At 65.0% G+C, this 15,302-nt stretch carries 17 protein-coding genes; 8 read left to right on the top strand and 9 right to left on the bottom strand.

What is annotated here, in order from left to right; genetic code table 11:
- Positions 1-270 (top strand): GlsB/YeaQ/YmgE family stress response membrane protein, encoded by a 270-nt coding sequence (locus K7G82_RS27385; RefSeq protein WP_222993329.1) that lies wholly within the window; start codon positions 1-3, stop codon positions 268-270.
- Between the two features lie 74 nt (positions 271-344).
- Positions 345-1,070 carry an SIMPL domain-containing protein gene (locus K7G82_RS27390; RefSeq protein WP_222993331.1) on the top strand — a complete coding sequence of 242 codons (726 nt, stop codon included), beginning with the start codon at positions 345-347 and terminating at the stop codon, positions 1,068-1,070.
- Positions 1,071-1,144: 74 nt separating this feature from the next.
- Here K7G82_RS27390 and K7G82_RS27395 read toward each other — a convergent pair whose 3' ends face one another.
- The 4 genes from K7G82_RS27395 to K7G82_RS27410 form a co-directional block, all read right to left on the bottom strand.
- The gene (locus tag K7G82_RS27395; protein ID WP_222993333.1) at positions 1,145-1,402 is read right to left on the bottom strand and encodes a GlsB/YeaQ/YmgE family stress response membrane protein; all 258 of its coding nucleotides are present in this window, start codon (positions 1,400-1,402) and stop codon (positions 1,145-1,147) included.
- 184 nt (positions 1,403-1,586) lie between these two features.
- Positions 1,587-1,886 carry a CtrA inhibitor SciP gene (gene sciP / locus K7G82_RS27400; protein WP_222993335.1) on the bottom strand — a complete coding sequence of 100 codons (300 nt, stop codon included), beginning with the start codon at positions 1,884-1,886 and terminating at the stop codon, positions 1,587-1,589.
- A 116-nt stretch (positions 1,887-2,002) separates the two neighbouring features.
- Entirely contained in the window at positions 2,003-2,281 is a 279-nt protein-coding gene (locus tag K7G82_RS27405) for a hypothetical protein (RefSeq protein WP_222993337.1), read from the bottom strand.
- Between the two features lie 435 nt (positions 2,282-2,716).
- A complete protein-coding gene (locus K7G82_RS27410; RefSeq protein WP_222993339.1) occupies positions 2,717-3,265 on the bottom strand; it encodes a hypothetical protein in 549 nt (182 codons plus the stop codon).
- 131 nt (positions 3,266-3,396) lie between these two features.
- On the opposite strand from K7G82_RS27410, the gene K7G82_RS27415 reads away from it, so the two are divergent.
- The gene (locus K7G82_RS27415) at positions 3,397-4,674 is read left to right on the top strand and encodes an MFS transporter (RefSeq protein ID WP_222993341.1); all 1,278 of its coding nucleotides are present in this window, start codon (positions 3,397-3,399) and stop codon (positions 4,672-4,674) included.
- A gap of 18 nt (positions 4,675-4,692) precedes the next feature.
- Here the strand turns inward: K7G82_RS27415 and K7G82_RS27420 are convergent, their stop codons facing one another.
- Both K7G82_RS27420 and K7G82_RS27425 read right to left on the bottom strand, forming a co-directional pair.
- The gene (locus K7G82_RS27420) at positions 4,693-4,941 is read right to left on the bottom strand and encodes a DUF2171 domain-containing protein (RefSeq protein ID WP_222993343.1); all 249 of its coding nucleotides are present in this window, start codon (positions 4,939-4,941) and stop codon (positions 4,693-4,695) included.
- Between the two features lie 59 nt (positions 4,942-5,000).
- Complete coding sequence (locus K7G82_RS27425; protein ID WP_222993345.1) at positions 5,001-5,600, bottom strand: thermonuclease family protein; 600 nt, start codon at positions 5,598-5,600, stop codon at positions 5,001-5,003.
- A 158-nt stretch (positions 5,601-5,758) separates the two neighbouring features.
- Between K7G82_RS27425 and K7G82_RS27430 the strand changes: the two genes are divergently transcribed.
- On the top strand, positions 5,759-6,070 hold the full coding sequence (locus tag K7G82_RS27430) for a hypothetical protein (protein ID WP_222993347.1): 312 nt from the start codon (positions 5,759-5,761) through the stop codon (positions 6,068-6,070).
- A gap of 54 nt (positions 6,071-6,124) precedes the next feature.
- On the opposite strand, the gene K7G82_RS27435 is transcribed toward K7G82_RS27430, so the two are convergent.
- Both K7G82_RS27435 and K7G82_RS27440 read right to left on the bottom strand, forming a co-directional pair.
- The gene (locus K7G82_RS27435; protein ID WP_222993349.1) at positions 6,125-6,925 is read right to left on the bottom strand and encodes a LytR/AlgR family response regulator transcription factor; all 801 of its coding nucleotides are present in this window, start codon (positions 6,923-6,925) and stop codon (positions 6,125-6,127) included.
- A complete protein-coding gene (locus K7G82_RS27440) occupies positions 6,922-8,019 on the bottom strand; it encodes a sensor histidine kinase (RefSeq protein WP_222993538.1) in 1,098 nt (365 codons plus the stop codon). Before K7G82_RS27440 ends, K7G82_RS27435 begins: the two co-directional genes overlap by 4 nt.
- A 134-nt stretch (positions 8,020-8,153) precedes the next feature.
- Between K7G82_RS27440 and K7G82_RS27445 the strand changes: the two genes are divergently transcribed.
- Genes K7G82_RS27445 through K7G82_RS27460 form a run of 4 tightly spaced genes read left to right on the top strand, consistent with a single transcriptional unit; the run spans position 8,154 to position 12,559 of the window.
- Positions 8,154-8,564, top strand: a complete 411-nt coding sequence (locus K7G82_RS27445; protein WP_222993351.1) for a hypothetical protein — start codon at positions 8,154-8,156, stop codon at positions 8,562-8,564.
- 57 nt (positions 8,565-8,621) lie between these two features.
- Entirely contained in the window at positions 8,622-10,619 is a 1,998-nt protein-coding gene (locus K7G82_RS27450; RefSeq protein ID WP_222993353.1) for a TonB-dependent receptor family protein, read from the top strand.
- A gap of 7 nt (positions 10,620-10,626) precedes the next feature.
- Entirely contained in the window at positions 10,627-11,925 is a 1,299-nt protein-coding gene (locus K7G82_RS27455) for a PepSY-associated TM helix domain-containing protein (protein ID WP_343228664.1), read from the top strand.
- Positions 11,926-11,965: 40 nt separating this feature from the next.
- Complete coding sequence (locus K7G82_RS27460) at positions 11,966-12,559, top strand: HD domain-containing protein (RefSeq protein WP_222993357.1); 594 nt, start codon at positions 11,966-11,968, stop codon at positions 12,557-12,559.
- 80 nt (positions 12,560-12,639) lie between these two features.
- On the opposite strand, the gene K7G82_RS27465 is transcribed toward K7G82_RS27460, so the two are convergent.
- Positions 12,640-15,210, bottom strand: coding sequence for a TonB-dependent receptor (locus tag K7G82_RS27465; RefSeq protein ID WP_222993358.1), 2,571 nt, complete (start codon positions 15,208-15,210; stop codon positions 12,640-12,642).
- Between the last annotated feature and the right edge of the window lie 92 nt (positions 15,211-15,302).

Raw genomic sequence — 15,302 nt, forward strand, 5'->3', positions numbered from 1 at the left:
ATGGACATTTTCTGGTGGATCTTCGTCGGGCTGATCGCGGGCGCGCTGGGCAAGTTCATCATGCCCGGCCGCGATCCCGGCGGTTTCTTCGTCACCATATTGATCGGAATCGCCGGCGCGGTGCTGGCCGGTTATGTCGGGCAGATCATCGGCCTGTCCGAACCCGGCGAGCCTTCCAGCATATGGAAGACGATTCTGGGCGCCACGCTCGGATCGATCGTTCTGCTCATCCTCTATCGCCTGATCATGGCCGGCCGCACACGCCATTAAGCTTCCATGCAGCGTCACTCTGGTTATGCAGGGCCACCGCCGCGTTTTGGCGGAACAGAGGAGTATATGAGTTCATGACCAAGGCCCCGATCGCCGTGACGCTCGCCGCCCTTGCCCTGACGCCCGCCACCCTGGCGGCGCAGACGACCGTTCCGGTGCCAGTTGCCGTCCTCCAGGGAACGCGTCTCGACATCGTCGCGACCGGAGAGACGAAGCGCGTGCCCGATATCGCGGTGATCAGCGCCGGCGTCGTCACCCAGGCCGCCGATGCGGCCGGCGCGATGCGCGAGAACGCGCAGCGCATGTCCGGCGTCGTCGCCGCGCTCCGCAAGGCGGGCGTGGCCGAACGCGACATCGCCACCGCCACGATCAGCCTCAATCCGCAATATCGCTATGGCGAGAACGTTCCGCCGGTCATCACCGGCTATCAGGCGACAAACACGGTTTCGATCCGCTTCCGCGACGTCGCCAGGAGCGGCGCTATCCTCGACGCGCTGGTCGCGCAGGGCGCCAACCAGATCAACGGCCCGAACCTGCAGATCGACAAGCCGGAGGCGGCCGAGGACGAGGCACGCACCGACGCGATCCGCAAGGCGCGCGCGCGCGCCGAACTTTATGCGAGCGCCGCCGGCCTGAAGGTGAAGCGCATCCTGTCGATCAGCGAGTCGGGCGGCTACGCACCGCCGCCGCCGATCGCCTATATGCGCGCCAACATGGCGGGCAAGGAAGCCGACACGATGGTTGTCGCCGGCGAACAGTCGGTCGGCATCACCGTTTCGGTCAGCTTCGAACTCGAATGACGATGCCGCCGCGCTCGCGGTAAAAAAAAGGGCCGCGCGGGCCTCCCCGCGCGGCCCTTTTTATGGGCAGCCGATCAGCGCACCCGGCCGCGACGCACGAGATTGACGATCCCGAGCAGCACGATCGCGCCGACGAACGAAGCGATCAGCGAACGGGCGTCGAATCCCGCATTGTTGATCGAGCCGCCGGAAATGAACAGTCCGGCGATGAACGCGCCGACGATGCCGACCACGATGTTCAGGAAAATCCCTTGCTGCGCGTCGGTGCGCATCACGATGCTGGCAAGCCAGCCGATGATGCCGCCCACGATGAGCCAAAGAATGATACTCATATGGAAGGTCCTCCTGTCGCCGCCATCCGTTAACCACCGGATGGCCTGAGCAGGGACAATACGATCGGCCGATGGCCTTTGTTCCGATGGCGTCACGGCCGCAAATATCTGCCGGACAAGAAAAACCCCACCGCGCCATCGGCTGGCGGGTGGGGCGAACAGTCGGCGAAGCCGACGGAAAAGCTCAGTAACGCTGCTGCCGCTCGTAGAGCGAACGATAATGCTGGATGCGCGTCACGCGCAGGCCGGGCATGCCCGAACGATCGACCGCCCGCTGCCAGCCTGCGAATTCCTCGAGAGTCAGGCCATAACGCTCGCACGCTTCGTCCACGGTCAGCAAACCGCCATTGACGGCCGCGACCACTTCGGCCTTGCGGCGGACGACCCAGCGGGTCGTCGACGGCGGCGGCAGCGTATCGAGCGTGAGCGGCTCGCCGAGCGGACCGATCACTTGCGCGGGCCTTATCTTCTGATTTTCGATCATTCCTACCTCAAACCAGTTCGCGGTCTGTCATTGTGCTGAATCGCGTTACACCAGGGACGTTGAAATAAGCCTAAACCCGGAGAGTAAATATTCCGGTCATGTTTGCAGTCCGCCGTTCATGTTCGCAGCCCAGACGTGATGCGGCGGGCCGCGGCGATATTGAAACTGCCGCCAAGCTCGGCCGGCGCGATCGTCGCGCCATCGGCGAACATCATGATCATCGGATCGCGCGACGGCCCCGTATCCACCGCGTCGCGCTCGATCAGGATCTGGCACCGCGCTGTCGCGGTCACCGATTGCTGCGCGGAGAGTCCGGCGAGCAGCACCGGAAAATCGGGTACCACTCCCAGCGGCCGCGCGAGCAGATTCTCGAACCGGGCGAATGCAAAATCCATCCGCGAGGGTGTAGGGAAAGTGGGTGAATCACTGGTAAAGACGGGGCGGAAAATTACGGTTTTGAGACAATCCGCGCCGTACCGGCGATCAACGCTTAAATTTTCTGGCGAGTTGCCGTCAGCGCCCGCTCGACATCAATCACGCCGGATATGAAAAGAGGCTGCCGGGCCTGACGGCCCGGCAACCCCCTAACATGGTCAGCGGCCGGAGTATCCAGCCCGGGAGACCATTGATCGCGCTATTTAGCCGCGCGTCCCCCGAACGGACTGAACCGACCTCATTGCTGAACCATGAGACATCGGATCACCTCCTTTCGCTTGTTGAAGCCCTTGTGCCTCTTGGCACGCCCCATGTGTGAATCATCACGATTCGCGAGACAAGACTTGTTTTGATTTTTTTTCTGGGCAAGATTCAACGCTTCGCGCCGCGCGCCGTCAGCCCCGGCAATCCTCCACCACCCGCGCGATTTCCGCCCAGCCCGGCAGCACCATCTCCTCCGCCCCGTCCGCACGCACCAGAAAGCGGCCGCGGGTGTAGACCAGCTTGTCGAGAAACGCGTCGCTCGCGCCCGTCGAGGCCGCGACGTTCGGCGGAGAACCGCCGATATTGGCCAAGGCATAGCTGGCGGTGCCCGCCGTCGACGTCAGCGTCAGCCGCGCGCTGCTTCCCGGATCGAGCACGCCCGATCGTTCGAACCGTATCCGCCGCGCCGCCTTTTCGCAGCGCACCGCGAAACGCGGCGCGGCCCCGGGCTGGCCGAACTGCGCGACCGAACCGCCCGAATCCTGGCGATAGCTCCAGTCACCCGGCGTCGCCGCGCGATCCGTCCATTCGCCGGGCGCCGGGGGCGGCGGAACGGGGGCGGGCGTCGGTGTCGGGGGGGGCGGTGCCGGCGGCGATGGCGCAGGCGCGGGCGCGCTCGGGCTGACACAACCACCAAGTGCCGCCAGCACGATGACTGATACAAAGCCGGCCTTACGCATACCATTCCTTCCAGAACCACCGATCGGGCGAGCATAGGCGCTCGCCCGATCGGCACAAGCCGCACCTGTCGCGCAACCGCGCTTGCCCGTCGCGGCGACGCCGCACATAAGGTGTCGAAACAGGGGGATGCATGTCGATCGAAGCCAGGAGACTGAAATCCATCATCGGCGGATCGGCGGGCAATCTCGTCGAATGGTATGACTGGTTCGCCTATGCGTCGCTCGCCATCTATTTCGCGCCGGCCTTTTTCCCGAAGGGAAACCCGACCGCGCAACTGCTGAGCACCGCGGCGATCTTCGCCGTCGGCTTCCTGATGCGGCCGCTGGGGGCCTGGATCATGGGCATTTATGGCGACAGGCATGGCCGCAAGGCCGGATTGGCGCTGTCGGTGGGGCTGATGTTCGCGGGGTCGCTGATCATCGCCATCGCGCCCACCTATGATCAGGCCGGCGCCCTCTCACCACTGATCCTGCTGTTCGCGCGCATGCTGCAGGGGCTTTCGGTCGGCGGCGAATATGGCGCGAGCGCCACCTATCTTTCCGAAATGGCGACGCGCGACCGGCGCGGCTTCTATTCGAGTTTCCAATATGTGACGCTGATCGGCGGCCAGTTGACCGCGCTCGCCGTGCTGCTGGTGATGCAGGCGGTGCTCAGCGAGGCCGCGATCGAGGGCTGGGCCTGGCGCATCCCCTTCCTGATCGGCGCCCTGCTCGCGCTCGCCGTCTATCTGCTGCGTCGCAATCTGGCGGAAACTGCGGCGTTCCAGGCGATGGACCGTACGAATCTGCCCACCTCATCGGCGCGGCATCTGGTGAAGGCGCATCTGCGCCCGACGATCCTGCTCGTGATGATGACGGCGGGCAGTTCGTCGGCCTTCTACGCCTATACCACCTATCTCCAGAAATTCCTGGTCAACACCAGCGACTTCGACCGCGAGACGGCGACGCAGATCACCGCGCTGGCGCTCGTCGTCTTCATGCTGCTCCAGCCGCTGCTCGGCCTGTTGTCCGACAAGATCGGGCGCAAGCCGCTGCTGCTCTGGTTCGGCATCACCGGCATGATCGTGACGGTTCCGGTCTTCACGATGCTGTCCACGACCACCGATCCGGTCATGGCCTTCGTGCTGAGCCTGATCCCGCTCGTCGCGATCGCGCCCTACACCGCGATCGGCGCGGTGGTGAAGGCGGAGATGTTCCCCGCGCATATCCGCACGCTGGGCGTCGCCCTGCCCTATGCCATCGGCAATGCCGCGTTCGGCGGCACCGCCGAAACGGTCGCGCTCTGGCTCAAGAACCAGGGCGTCGAAGCGGCATTCTACTGGTACATCACCGCGCTGATCGGCATCGCGACGATCGCGTTCCTGCTGGTGCCGGACACGAAACGGACCAGCATGATCGTGGAGGATTGACGCCCGGCGCCGCCGGCGTCAGCCCGTTTCCTCCTCCTCGAAGGTCACGGCGACATCGCCGTTCGCCGACAGGCGAACCCTGTCGCCCTCGACATCGGCGACAAGGCCGATCGATATGAAGTGATGATGCCCTTCATGGCTGCCTTGCCCGCTATCGGCCTTGGTCAGCTTGATGCGGTGGCCCTCCACCTTGTCGACGGTGCCGACATGGACGCCATCGGCGCCGATCACTTCCATATGTTCGCGAATCCGGCTGCTATCGGTCATGAACCATCTCCTTTGGATGACCCGCGCTCAACGCACGATCGTGCCGCAAGGATGCATGATCAGTCGCACCAGGATCGCCGGCCACGCCCATAGGGCCGGGCCAGGCCTTCCGCGACCAGCATGTCGCCGATCGACCTGCCGTTCCGCGTGACCGTGCGGAGCTGCCGGCCATAACGATCGGTGGCGCGCCCGTTGACTTCCAGCTCGAACGGCCCCTGGTTGAGCAATGCCTGCAGGCGGCGCGTCGCCCGCGCGCCAAGCTCAGCTTCCGCGGCGCAACGCGGCGGATGGGTTTCGGGGGTATCGATATCGGCGATCCGGATCTTGGCGCCGTCCGCCCAGAAAGTATCGCCGTCGACCACGCAGTTGCGTCCGCCGCCGCTGTGGCAAAGCTCGAACCGAAGCCCGGCCTGACCGGTCGCCGAGAGCCGGTCGGGCTGAACATCCAGCGCCTCCCTGTTCGGCGGCTGCGTGTCGGTCGCGACCGGATCGGTTCGGAAATCGATCTGCGTATAGGCGAGCCCGGCCAGGCAGCCGGCAAGCAAAAGCGCCGAGAATCCGGGCCAGCCTGGCCCCCTGCCCCGCCCCGATCCAGCCCGACGATAATGATCCTGCCGGCCGCGGTTCGGCCCGCCACGAAATGAAACGATATTCTCCATCACCGCCCGATTAGGCGGCGCCGGACGAACCTTGGCTTAAGCGGGGTCTCGCGGAATCATCGTATCAGCCCGGTGCCGCCACGGCCCGGCGCAAGCCCCGGTAGAAGACGGGATGGCGATCCGTTGGCGGGCGGTGTTCAACGACGAGGAGACGAGCCATGCAGGTTACCATGATCGCGCTCACCCTGGGCGGCATGGCGCTCGCGGCGCCCGCCATCGCCCATGACAGCCCGGCGCCGGGCGATCCCGACAATGCTTATTGGCGGGACTATCAGACCGATCTCAGCGAAGCGCGGCGCGAACTCGCCAGCGACCTCCGCCGCGCCCGCAAACCGAGCGATCGCGAGGAAGCATGGACCGAATATCGCCGCGAACTCGCCGATGCGCGCAGCGACTATCGCAAGGAGATGATCGAGAAGGGCTATGCCGTGGGAACGGTGCAGGTTCTGGAAGACGCACCTGACAATTAAGACTCCTGGCATCTCGCCCCGCCAGCGGCCGGGGCGAGATGCTGGATGCGACGATCAGTGGACGAAGCGCGCCACCACGTCGCGATAGGAACGGCTGACCTTCACCTGCGCGCCCGAATCGAGCACCAGGAAGCATTCGCCATTGGTGTGCGGCTTCACCTGCTTGACCAGATCGAGATTGACGATGGTCGAGCGGTGGACGCGCTGGAAGCGGCGCGGATCGAGGCGCTTCTCGAGATCCTTCATCGTCTCGCGCAGGATCAGCGTGTTGTCGCCGGTATAGATGCACATATAATCGCCGGCGGCATCGATCCGCTCGATCGAATCGACGTCGACGCGGAAGATCTGGCCACGATCCTTGATGTTGATCAGCTTTTCGTAACGGCTGGCGGCGTGCGCGTCGCTGTCGCTCGCGATCTGGTCGACCGCTTCGGGCGCGACTTCGGACAGCACTTCCTTCAGCCGCTCCACTTCCTCCTGGCCCCGCTTCTCGGCAAGGCGCTGGCGTACGCGGTCGAGCGTGTCGGCAAGTCGCTCGGGCTCGACCGGCTTCATCAGATAATCCATCGCCTGCGCCTCGAACGCGCGGATCGCGTGATCGGAATAGGCGGTGACGAACACGAACAGCGGCGGTTCGACTTCCATCAGGCCCTGGACGACGGAAAAGCCGTCGAAGCCGGGCATCTGGATATCGAGAAAGACAAGATCGGGCTTGTGCGTCTTGATCGAGCGAATGGCCTCGCGGCCATTCAGGCAGGTATCGACGATTTCGACATCGTCATGGGCTTCCAGTCTCAGCTTCAGGCCCTGGATCGCCAGGGATTCGTCATCGACCAGAATGGTGCGTATCGTCATGCGGCCACTTTCGGCTGTTCTTCCAATATGAGCGGGAACTCTAGCGTAACGCTGAACCCGCCACTTGGTTTCGAACCAGCATCGAAACGATGCTCGGGACCGAAGGCCTGGGCGAGACGGTCGCGAATATTTGCGAGACCCACTCCGGTCGAATAGCTGGGCCTGATCGCGTTCTCCTTCAACCCCGGCCCGGTATCGGACACGGTGATCTGCACCCGATCTCCGGCCAACCGCGCATCGACGGAGATGTCGGCCCCCTCTTCCTGCGGCGTCACCGCATATTTGATCGCGTTCTCGACGAGCGGCTGGAGGAGCAATGAGGGCAACCGCGCCTTCGCGGCGCCGTCCTCGATCGAGAAATGCGTGCGCAGCCGGTCCTCGAAGCGCATCTTCTCGATCTCGAGATACAGTTTCAGCGTCTCGATTTCCTGCGCCAGCGTCACCTGCGCGGTCGGCTCGTTCGCCAGCGTGTAACGCAGGAACGACGACAGGCGCGACAACATCGTGTTCGCGCGCTCGGTCTGCTTGAGCAGGACCAAAGTGGAGATGGAATTGAGCGTGTTGAACAGGAAATGGGGGTTGAGCTGGTAGCGCAGCATCGCAAGCTGCGCCGATGTCGCCTGAACGTCGAGCTTGACGAGCTGATCGGCCTGTTCCTCGACGATCAGGTAGAAGTTGATCGCGTAATAAAGCGCCGACCAGGCCGCGAGGATGGTGAAATCGAGCGTCAGCGTGCCGAGCACCAGATTGGTCGCCAATGGCGTATCGGGCTTGTTGATCGTCGAGAACACCCAGGCGTCGATCACCGCGAACAGCAGGGTCGCGATCAGGATCGCCGCCACCGACACGCCCCAGGTGACGATGCGCGCGCGGCTGATCACCATGCGATAGATCACGCCGAGCACCAGGGTGAGCGAATAGCCGGTGACGACATGGATCAGCAGCGGCACGAGGAATTCGAGCGGGAAACCGTTCGAAAAGCCCGACAATGCGCGCAGCACCAGATAGCCGGCCCAGCCCGCCGACTGGAGGTTCCAGAAAGCCCGGTTCTTGTCGTCGAAGAACGGCCGTTGCTTGAGCCCGATGCTCGCCATCGCGCCGCTGTATCGCGTCACGACACGAAGGTGAAGCGCCACACCGTTCATTCGGTCGTCGGCAATAGGTCAAATCGTCCCACCATCTCGAAACCCGTTGCGCCAGCCTCCACCCGCGCGCATAGGCGCGGCCCATGAACGCATGGCGGCGCAGCTTCACGGGACGAAACAGGGCGGTCGCGCTGTGGATTCTCGCGGCTGCGCTGATGCTCCGGATCCTGGTGCCCACCGGCTGGATGCCCGTTGTCGGCGGCGACGGCATGACCCGGATCACCCTGTGCACGGGCGAAGGCCGCGTCGTCGCCTGGGTCGATCGCTCGGGCGACGTCCATAAGCAGGGCACGCCCAAATCGGATCCGCGCCACGATCAGCCCTGTGCCTTTTCGGGCCTGGCGCTGGCGCTCGCCGATGCGCCACCGCCCGCGATCACCGCTTCGCACGCCATTCCGGCCGACCGGCCCGCCGGCTTCCCGGCCATCATCTCCGTCGGACGCGGCCTGCCCGCGCCGCCGCCGCCCGCCACCGGACCACCCGTCACCGCCTGAAAACCAAGCCTGCCCGCATGATCGCGGGCCGATCCCGTTTTTCAGGAAGGTCTTTCCATGTCCCGCATTTCCCGCGCGCTCACCGGCGCGTCGCTGCTGCTGTCCGCCATTCCAGCCTTTGCCGAGGACGGCCCGGAAACCGTCGCCGAACCCATTATCGTCACCGCCGACCGCCTGGACGGCGCCGAAGCGCGAACCGCGCGCACGCCCGGCGGTGCGAACACCGTCTCCGCCGCGGACTATCCGGACAAGGCGGCGGTCTCGCTGCGTGACGCGCTCGCCTTTTCCCCCGGCGTCTACACCCAGCCACGTTTCGGTCAGGAAGTCCGCCTGTCGATCCGCGGCTCCGGATTGAGCCGGGGCTTTCACATGCGCGGCCTGACGCTGCTGCAGGACGGCATTCCGATCAACATGGCCGACAATAATGGCGACTTCCAGGAACTGGATCCCACGATCATGTCGCATCTCGAGGTCTATCGCGGATCGAACGCGCTACGCTTCGGCAGCGCGACATTGGGCGGCGCGATCAACGCGGTGACGCCGACCGGCCGGACCGCGCCGGGCATCGCGTTGCGTATCGACGGCGGCAGCTTCGACACGCTTCGCGGCCTCGCCTCAGCCGGCTTCTCCGATGACCGCGCCGATGCCTGGGTGGCGATCGCCGCCGACCGGTCCGATGGCGATCGCGATCATGCGCGCCGCTCGGCGCTGCGCTTCAACGGCAATGTCGGCATCAGGCTGACCGATCGGATCGAGACGCGCTTCTACGCCAGCGCCCAGCATATCCGGCAGGATCTGCCCGGCGCCCTGGCGATGGCCGATATATTGACCAGGCCACGAACCTCGCTGCCGGCCAACATCACCGGCGATCAGCAGCGCGACATCGATTCGATCCGCCTGCAGAACCGGACACGCTTCGCGCTCGGCGACGGCACGCTCGATATCGGCCTGTTCCTGAACGCCAAGCAGCTCTTCCATCCGATCTTCCAGGTGATCGATCAGAAATCGACCGATTGGGGCAGCTATGCCCGCTACGATCGCGATTGGGGGCGTTTCGCGCTGACGGTCGGCGGCACCGCGCGCTGGGGGAATGTCGCCGCGAAACAGTTCGTCAATGTCGCGGGGCGACGCGGCGCGCCGACAGCCGATGCACGCCAGAGCGCACGCACGATCGATCTCTACGGCGAATTGCGTTTCAAACCCGTCGATCGTTTGAGCCTGATCGCCGGCGCCGTTCATGTCGAAGGGCGGCGGTCGGTGGACAACCGCTTCAACCCCGGCGCCAGCGACAGCCAGGCGTTCAGCCAATTCTCTCCCAAGCTCGGCCTGTTGTTCGAACCCGTGCCGGCCGTGCAATTCTACGCGAATTACAGCCGCTCGGCGGAGATTCCGGGCTTCAGCGAACTGGCGCAAGCCCAGCCGGTGCCCGGCTTCGTCCCGCTCGACGCGCAGACAGCCTGGACCGCCGAGATCGGCACGCGCGGCGAATGGGGCCCGGCCCGGTGGGATATCAGCCTCTATCGCGCCGACCTGAAGGGCGAATTGCTGCAATATTCGGTCGTGCCGGGATCGATCCCCGCCGCGACCTTCAATGCCGGCCGCACACGCCATCAGGGGGTGGAGGCGGGACTGGATCTCGATCTCACCCGCTGGGCGCGGCTGCGCCAGAGCTGGCAATATGCCGATTTCCGTTTCCGCGGCGACGTGCAGTTCGGCGGCAATCGCCTGCCCGTCATCGCGCCGCATCTGTACCGCGCGGCGCTCCGGTTGGGCGGCGACCGCTTCTCCGTCACGCCCAATATCGAATGGGTGCCACGCGGCGCCTGGGCCGATTATGCCAACAGCGTCCGCACAGATGGTTATGCGCTGCTCGGCGCCACCGCCCATGCCGAACTGCGCCAGGGCATCATGCTGTTCGTCGACGCCAGGAACCTGACCGGTGAAAAATCTGCCGGAGATATATCCGCAGTGGTGAAAGTGAGCGGCCCTGCCCAGGCGCTTTATTACCCTGTCGAACGCCGGGCGGTCTCCGTCGGCGTCAACGCCCGCTTCTGAGGGCATGATGCGCGAGTCACTCTATCGCGCGGTCTGGCGTTGGCATTTCTATGCCGGACTGATCGTGCTGCCCATGCTGATGTGGCTCGCCGCGACCGGCGCGCTCTATCTCTACAAGCCGGAGCTGGAGCGCGTCGTCTACGGCACATGGACGCAGCGTCAGTTCACCGGGCCACCCACGGCACTCGCGCCGATGCTCGATCGCGTCGCGGCGCAGATGCCGGGCCGGGTGACGCGGATCGAACGCCCCGCCGATCCCGATGCGAGCTGGCGGATGACTTTGGTCCGGCCCGACGGGGAGCGGCTGACAGTGTTCGTCGATCCCGCCTTCGGTCAGGTGCTGGGCAGCGCTGCCGAGGGCGGCGTGATGGAGACGGTGAAGCGGCTGCACAGCCTGGCGATCACCGGGCCAATCGGCAACGCGCTGGTCGAGATCGCGGCGGGCTGGGTGATCCTGCTGTGCCTTTCGGGCTTTTATCTGTGGTGGCCCCGTGCTGGGCAAAGAGCGATCGCGCTGCGCGGGCACCCACGACAGCGCCTGTTCTGGCGCGATCTCCATGCGTCGGCGGGTGCGATCGTCGGCGGGGTGATCCTGTTCCTTGCCGTCACCGGCATGCCCTGGTCAGGCTATTGGGGCGGCTGGCTGCGCGGCGCGGTCACGGCTTCGGGCGGCGGGCGCCCGGCCGCGCCGGGGCCGGCGCGCGGCGACCATGCCGATCATGGCTCCGCCGACCCCGCCCTGCCCTGGTCGATGCGGCATCGCGGCCACCCGATGGGGCATGGCGGCGCCGATATCGGCCCGGATCGCGCGATCGCCATCGCCTCGGCGCGCGGGATCGAGTCCGCCTGGAGCCTCACGCCACCCGCCGAGGCCGGCGCACCCTATCTGATCGCGGCGGCCACCCCGCGCGCCGATGGTGCGCGCGTGCTCTATCTCGACGCCGCCGATGGCCGGGTGTTGCTCGATGCACCCTATGCGACATTCGGGCGGGGTGCCCAGGCGATCGAATGGGGCATCGCCGTCCATCAGGGCCAGCAATATGGCGAGGTCAATCGGCTCGTCATGCTCGCCGGCTGCATCGGCGCATGGCTGCTCGCCCTGACCGCACCGATCCTCTGGTGGAAGCGCCGCCGGGCGGGCCGGCTCACGCCCCCACCCCGCGCCGACAACCGCCGCGCCCGCCGCGGCGTCGCCGCGATCATGGTGACGGTGGGCGCGCTGTTCCCGTTGACCGGCGCGACGATGCTGGCGGCACTGGCGGGAGAATGGATCTGGCGGGCGATCAGGTCGCGTTTTGCAACTTGAGCGGATTCGGCGTTATCCTCTCCACCGGAGGAGAGGATCCATGAACGACCAGACTCATGATCGCGCGACATTCACCGCGATGACCGAGGGCACCCAGGCCGATTGGCAGGCGATCAGCAGCCATTTCATCCCCTTCGCCGCCAAGGGCGGCCGGCGGGTGCTCGATCATCTGAAGCTGCTCGACGGCGATTATGGCGGCTTCCCGGTCGACCGGCTGCAACATTCGCTGCAGACCGCCACACGCGCGCATCGCGACGGCCGCCCCGACGATTATGTGGTGATGGCGCTGATCCACGATATCGGCGACACGCTGGGCGCCTATAACCACCCTGATATCGGCGCCGCGATCATCAGGCCCTTCGTATCGGAAGAGATCCACTGGATCACGGCCCAGCACGGCATCTTCCAGGGCTATTATTTCTTCCATCATCTCGGCATGGACCGCGATCTGCGCGAGACGTTCAGAGGCCATCCGCATTTCGAGGCCTGCGCGGAGTTCTGCGAGAAATACGATCAGGCCGCGTTCGACCCCGCTTATGAAAGCGCACCGCTCGATTTCTTCGAACCGATGGTGATGAAGCTGTTCGAACGGCCCAGGCAGAGCCTCTATTCGAGGACGGCTGAAGCGGCGTAACCCACCTTTTCGCCCGCATATACAGCAAAACCGCCGCCCCTTTCGGGACGGCGGTCCTGCTATGAACCATTGGCTCGCGATCAGAACGCGACGACGAGCGAACCCATCACGGTGCGCGGCGGGCCCATCTGCACGAAGATCGGCGAGGTATAGCCGGTCAGCGTGTTGCCCGAATAGGTCGGGGTCTGGTTGCCGCCGTCGAAGCCGCCGACATACATCTTGTCGAACAGGTTGGTGACGTTGAGCTGGAAATAGGTCTTGTCGTTCAGACCCAGGAATTCCAGCGACAGACGGGCGTCCAGATCGACCAGCGTATAGGCCGGCGCGGCGGCCGGATAAACGATGGTCTGGGCCGCGCCGACATAGACCGGCAGGTTCGAGTCGTTCACGAAGCGCTTGCCGGTGCGCTTGATCTGGGCGCCCAGATCGAGCGGACCGAGCGACGCCTGCGCACGACCGCCCAGCGTGAAGACGGGCGCGCCCGACTCACGCTTGCCGGCGGTCGGCAGCGTGACGGTGGTGCCGTTGGGCAGTTCGGCGACGACCAGATCGTCCTTGATCTTCGACTTCATGTACGAACCGAAGGCGTACAGCGAGATTTCGGGGATCGGCTGATAGCTGATGCTGCCGTCGATACCGTATTTGTCGACATTGCCGAGGTTACGGAAGACGCTGCGATCCAGATCGGGATCATAGGCCTCGGCCAGACGGTTCTTGTACTGGGTGAACCAGACCGAGACCTGCGCCTGAACCTTCGAGCTGCGATAGCGGGCACCGAGGTCGAAATTGTTCGTCGTTTCCGGCGTCGGGTTCGCCTGCGGCGTGTTCGGCGCGAAGAAGAACGAGTTGTACAGCGAGTCGGTACGCGGTGCCTGGAGGCCCATCGAGAAGTTGCCGAAGATGCTCGCGCGATCGACGATGTCGAACACGAAGCCGACGTTCGGCAGGATCTTGTCGTACTTGAAGGTGCGCGTCTGCGGCCCCTGGATCGCCGCGTTGGCGGCTGCATAGGCAGTGGCGGCGGCGGCGTTGGTGCCGAAGCAGTCCACATTGCCCGACGCATCGCGCGTGAAGCAGTAGTTGCTCAGTTCGCGCTTCATGAAGGGCACGCGCAGACCGGCGTTCACCACCAGGCGATCGTCCAGGAACTCGCCGCGATATTCACCGGCGATCTGATGCAGGATCGCATAGGAAAGACGATCGCGCTTCTGGAGGATATTGCCGTTCACGTCTGCGAGCGGATCGTTGATCGGGAACACGTCGAACGGCGTGCCGTCGATGTCGAGATAGCCGACTTCGCCGGTCTGGCGGTGACGCGCGCGATCCCAGGAATAGGCGACGCGGACCGTGTTGTTGTCGTCGATGTCGTAGCGCAGGCCGGCGATCGCGCCGAAGCGGCGGGTGATCGTCTGGCTCGGCGCGAGCAGGCGGACGGTATCGAGGATATCGCCATCGCCATTCAGATCGCGGCCGAAATAGGGAGCGCCGCTGCCCGAGTTCGCGGCATAGCCGGTCTGGAGCGAGGTGCCGGCGCCGCGATCGACGTCGTAGCGGCCTTCCTGGCCGACCACGGTGCCGCCGCCATTGGCCTTGGTGTACTGGAAGCTCGCGTCGAGCGTGAAGACCAGGCCGTCAGCCAGCGTGAACTTCGACGCACCGCGGATATTGCCGGTGTTCGACGGGTTGAAACGCTCGTCGAAGGTCGAACCGCAGCTGTTCGCGGTATCGGCGACGCCGGGGCGCGCCACGGTGTTGGCCGAGCAGCGCGGGATCGCGTAGAAACGCTCGTCCTTGGTCAGCGGCAGGCGGTTGGTCACCACGCGGCCGCCGGTCGTATCCGTGCGCAGGGCCACGGAACCGAGGAAGTTGTTGCGGTTCTGGTTGTAATGGCCGGACAGCGACACGAAATCGCCGTTCGAGCCGATCGGCTGATAGATGCGGCCGTTATATTGCTGCTTGTCGATCTTGCCGACGCGATTGGCCGAGCCGCCGCGATTGAACGGGTTGTTGTTCTCGGCGTGGCTGGCGGCGAAGAATGCGCGCGTGCCCCAGGGACCGATCTCGCCGGTGTCGACCGATCCGAAGACGCGGAAGAACCCGTAATCGCCAACCGATCCGGCCATCTTGGCGCCGAAATCCTGATACGGATTGCGCGTCCGATAGTTGACCGTCGAACCCGAAGCGGCGGCGGTCGGGCTGTCGACATCGGTGGTGCCGAGGTTGACGTTGACCTGCTCGATCAGTTCGGGATCGACCTGCTGGTTCGAATAAAGCGCGTAATTGCCCGAATCGTTCAACGGGATACCGTCGAAGGTCTGGCTGATGCGCGAATTGTCGAAGCCGCGGATGTAGAGCTTGCCGCCCGCCGAACCGAACGGATCGTTGTTCTGGAAGGAAACGCCCGGAAGCTGGTTGATGATGTCGTTGACCGTCTGGCCGGGAACCTGGCGCGCGATGAAATCCTGCGTCAGCACGGCCTTGGCCTTGCTGGTATCGGGCGCGATCACGCCGGCGACGCCGCTGTCGGCACGCGCGCCGGTGACGACGATTTCGGTATCGTCGAAATCGACCGAACCGGTCGACTGGGCGAACGCCGCGCCCGGAATCGCGAGCGCAGCAACGGCTACACCGACGTAAAGCATATTCTTCATGGATAGTCCCCTTGATGGACCCGGTCGCCTTCCCTCAAAGCCGACTCGTGATCCTAAGTCCTAGGTTGCACTGCAACAGCACGGCGGTCCCT

The organism is Sphingomonas colocasiae, assembly GCF_019880585.1.
GTDB lineage: Bacteria > Pseudomonadota > Alphaproteobacteria > Sphingomonadales > Sphingomonadaceae > Sphingobium_A > Sphingobium_A colocasiae.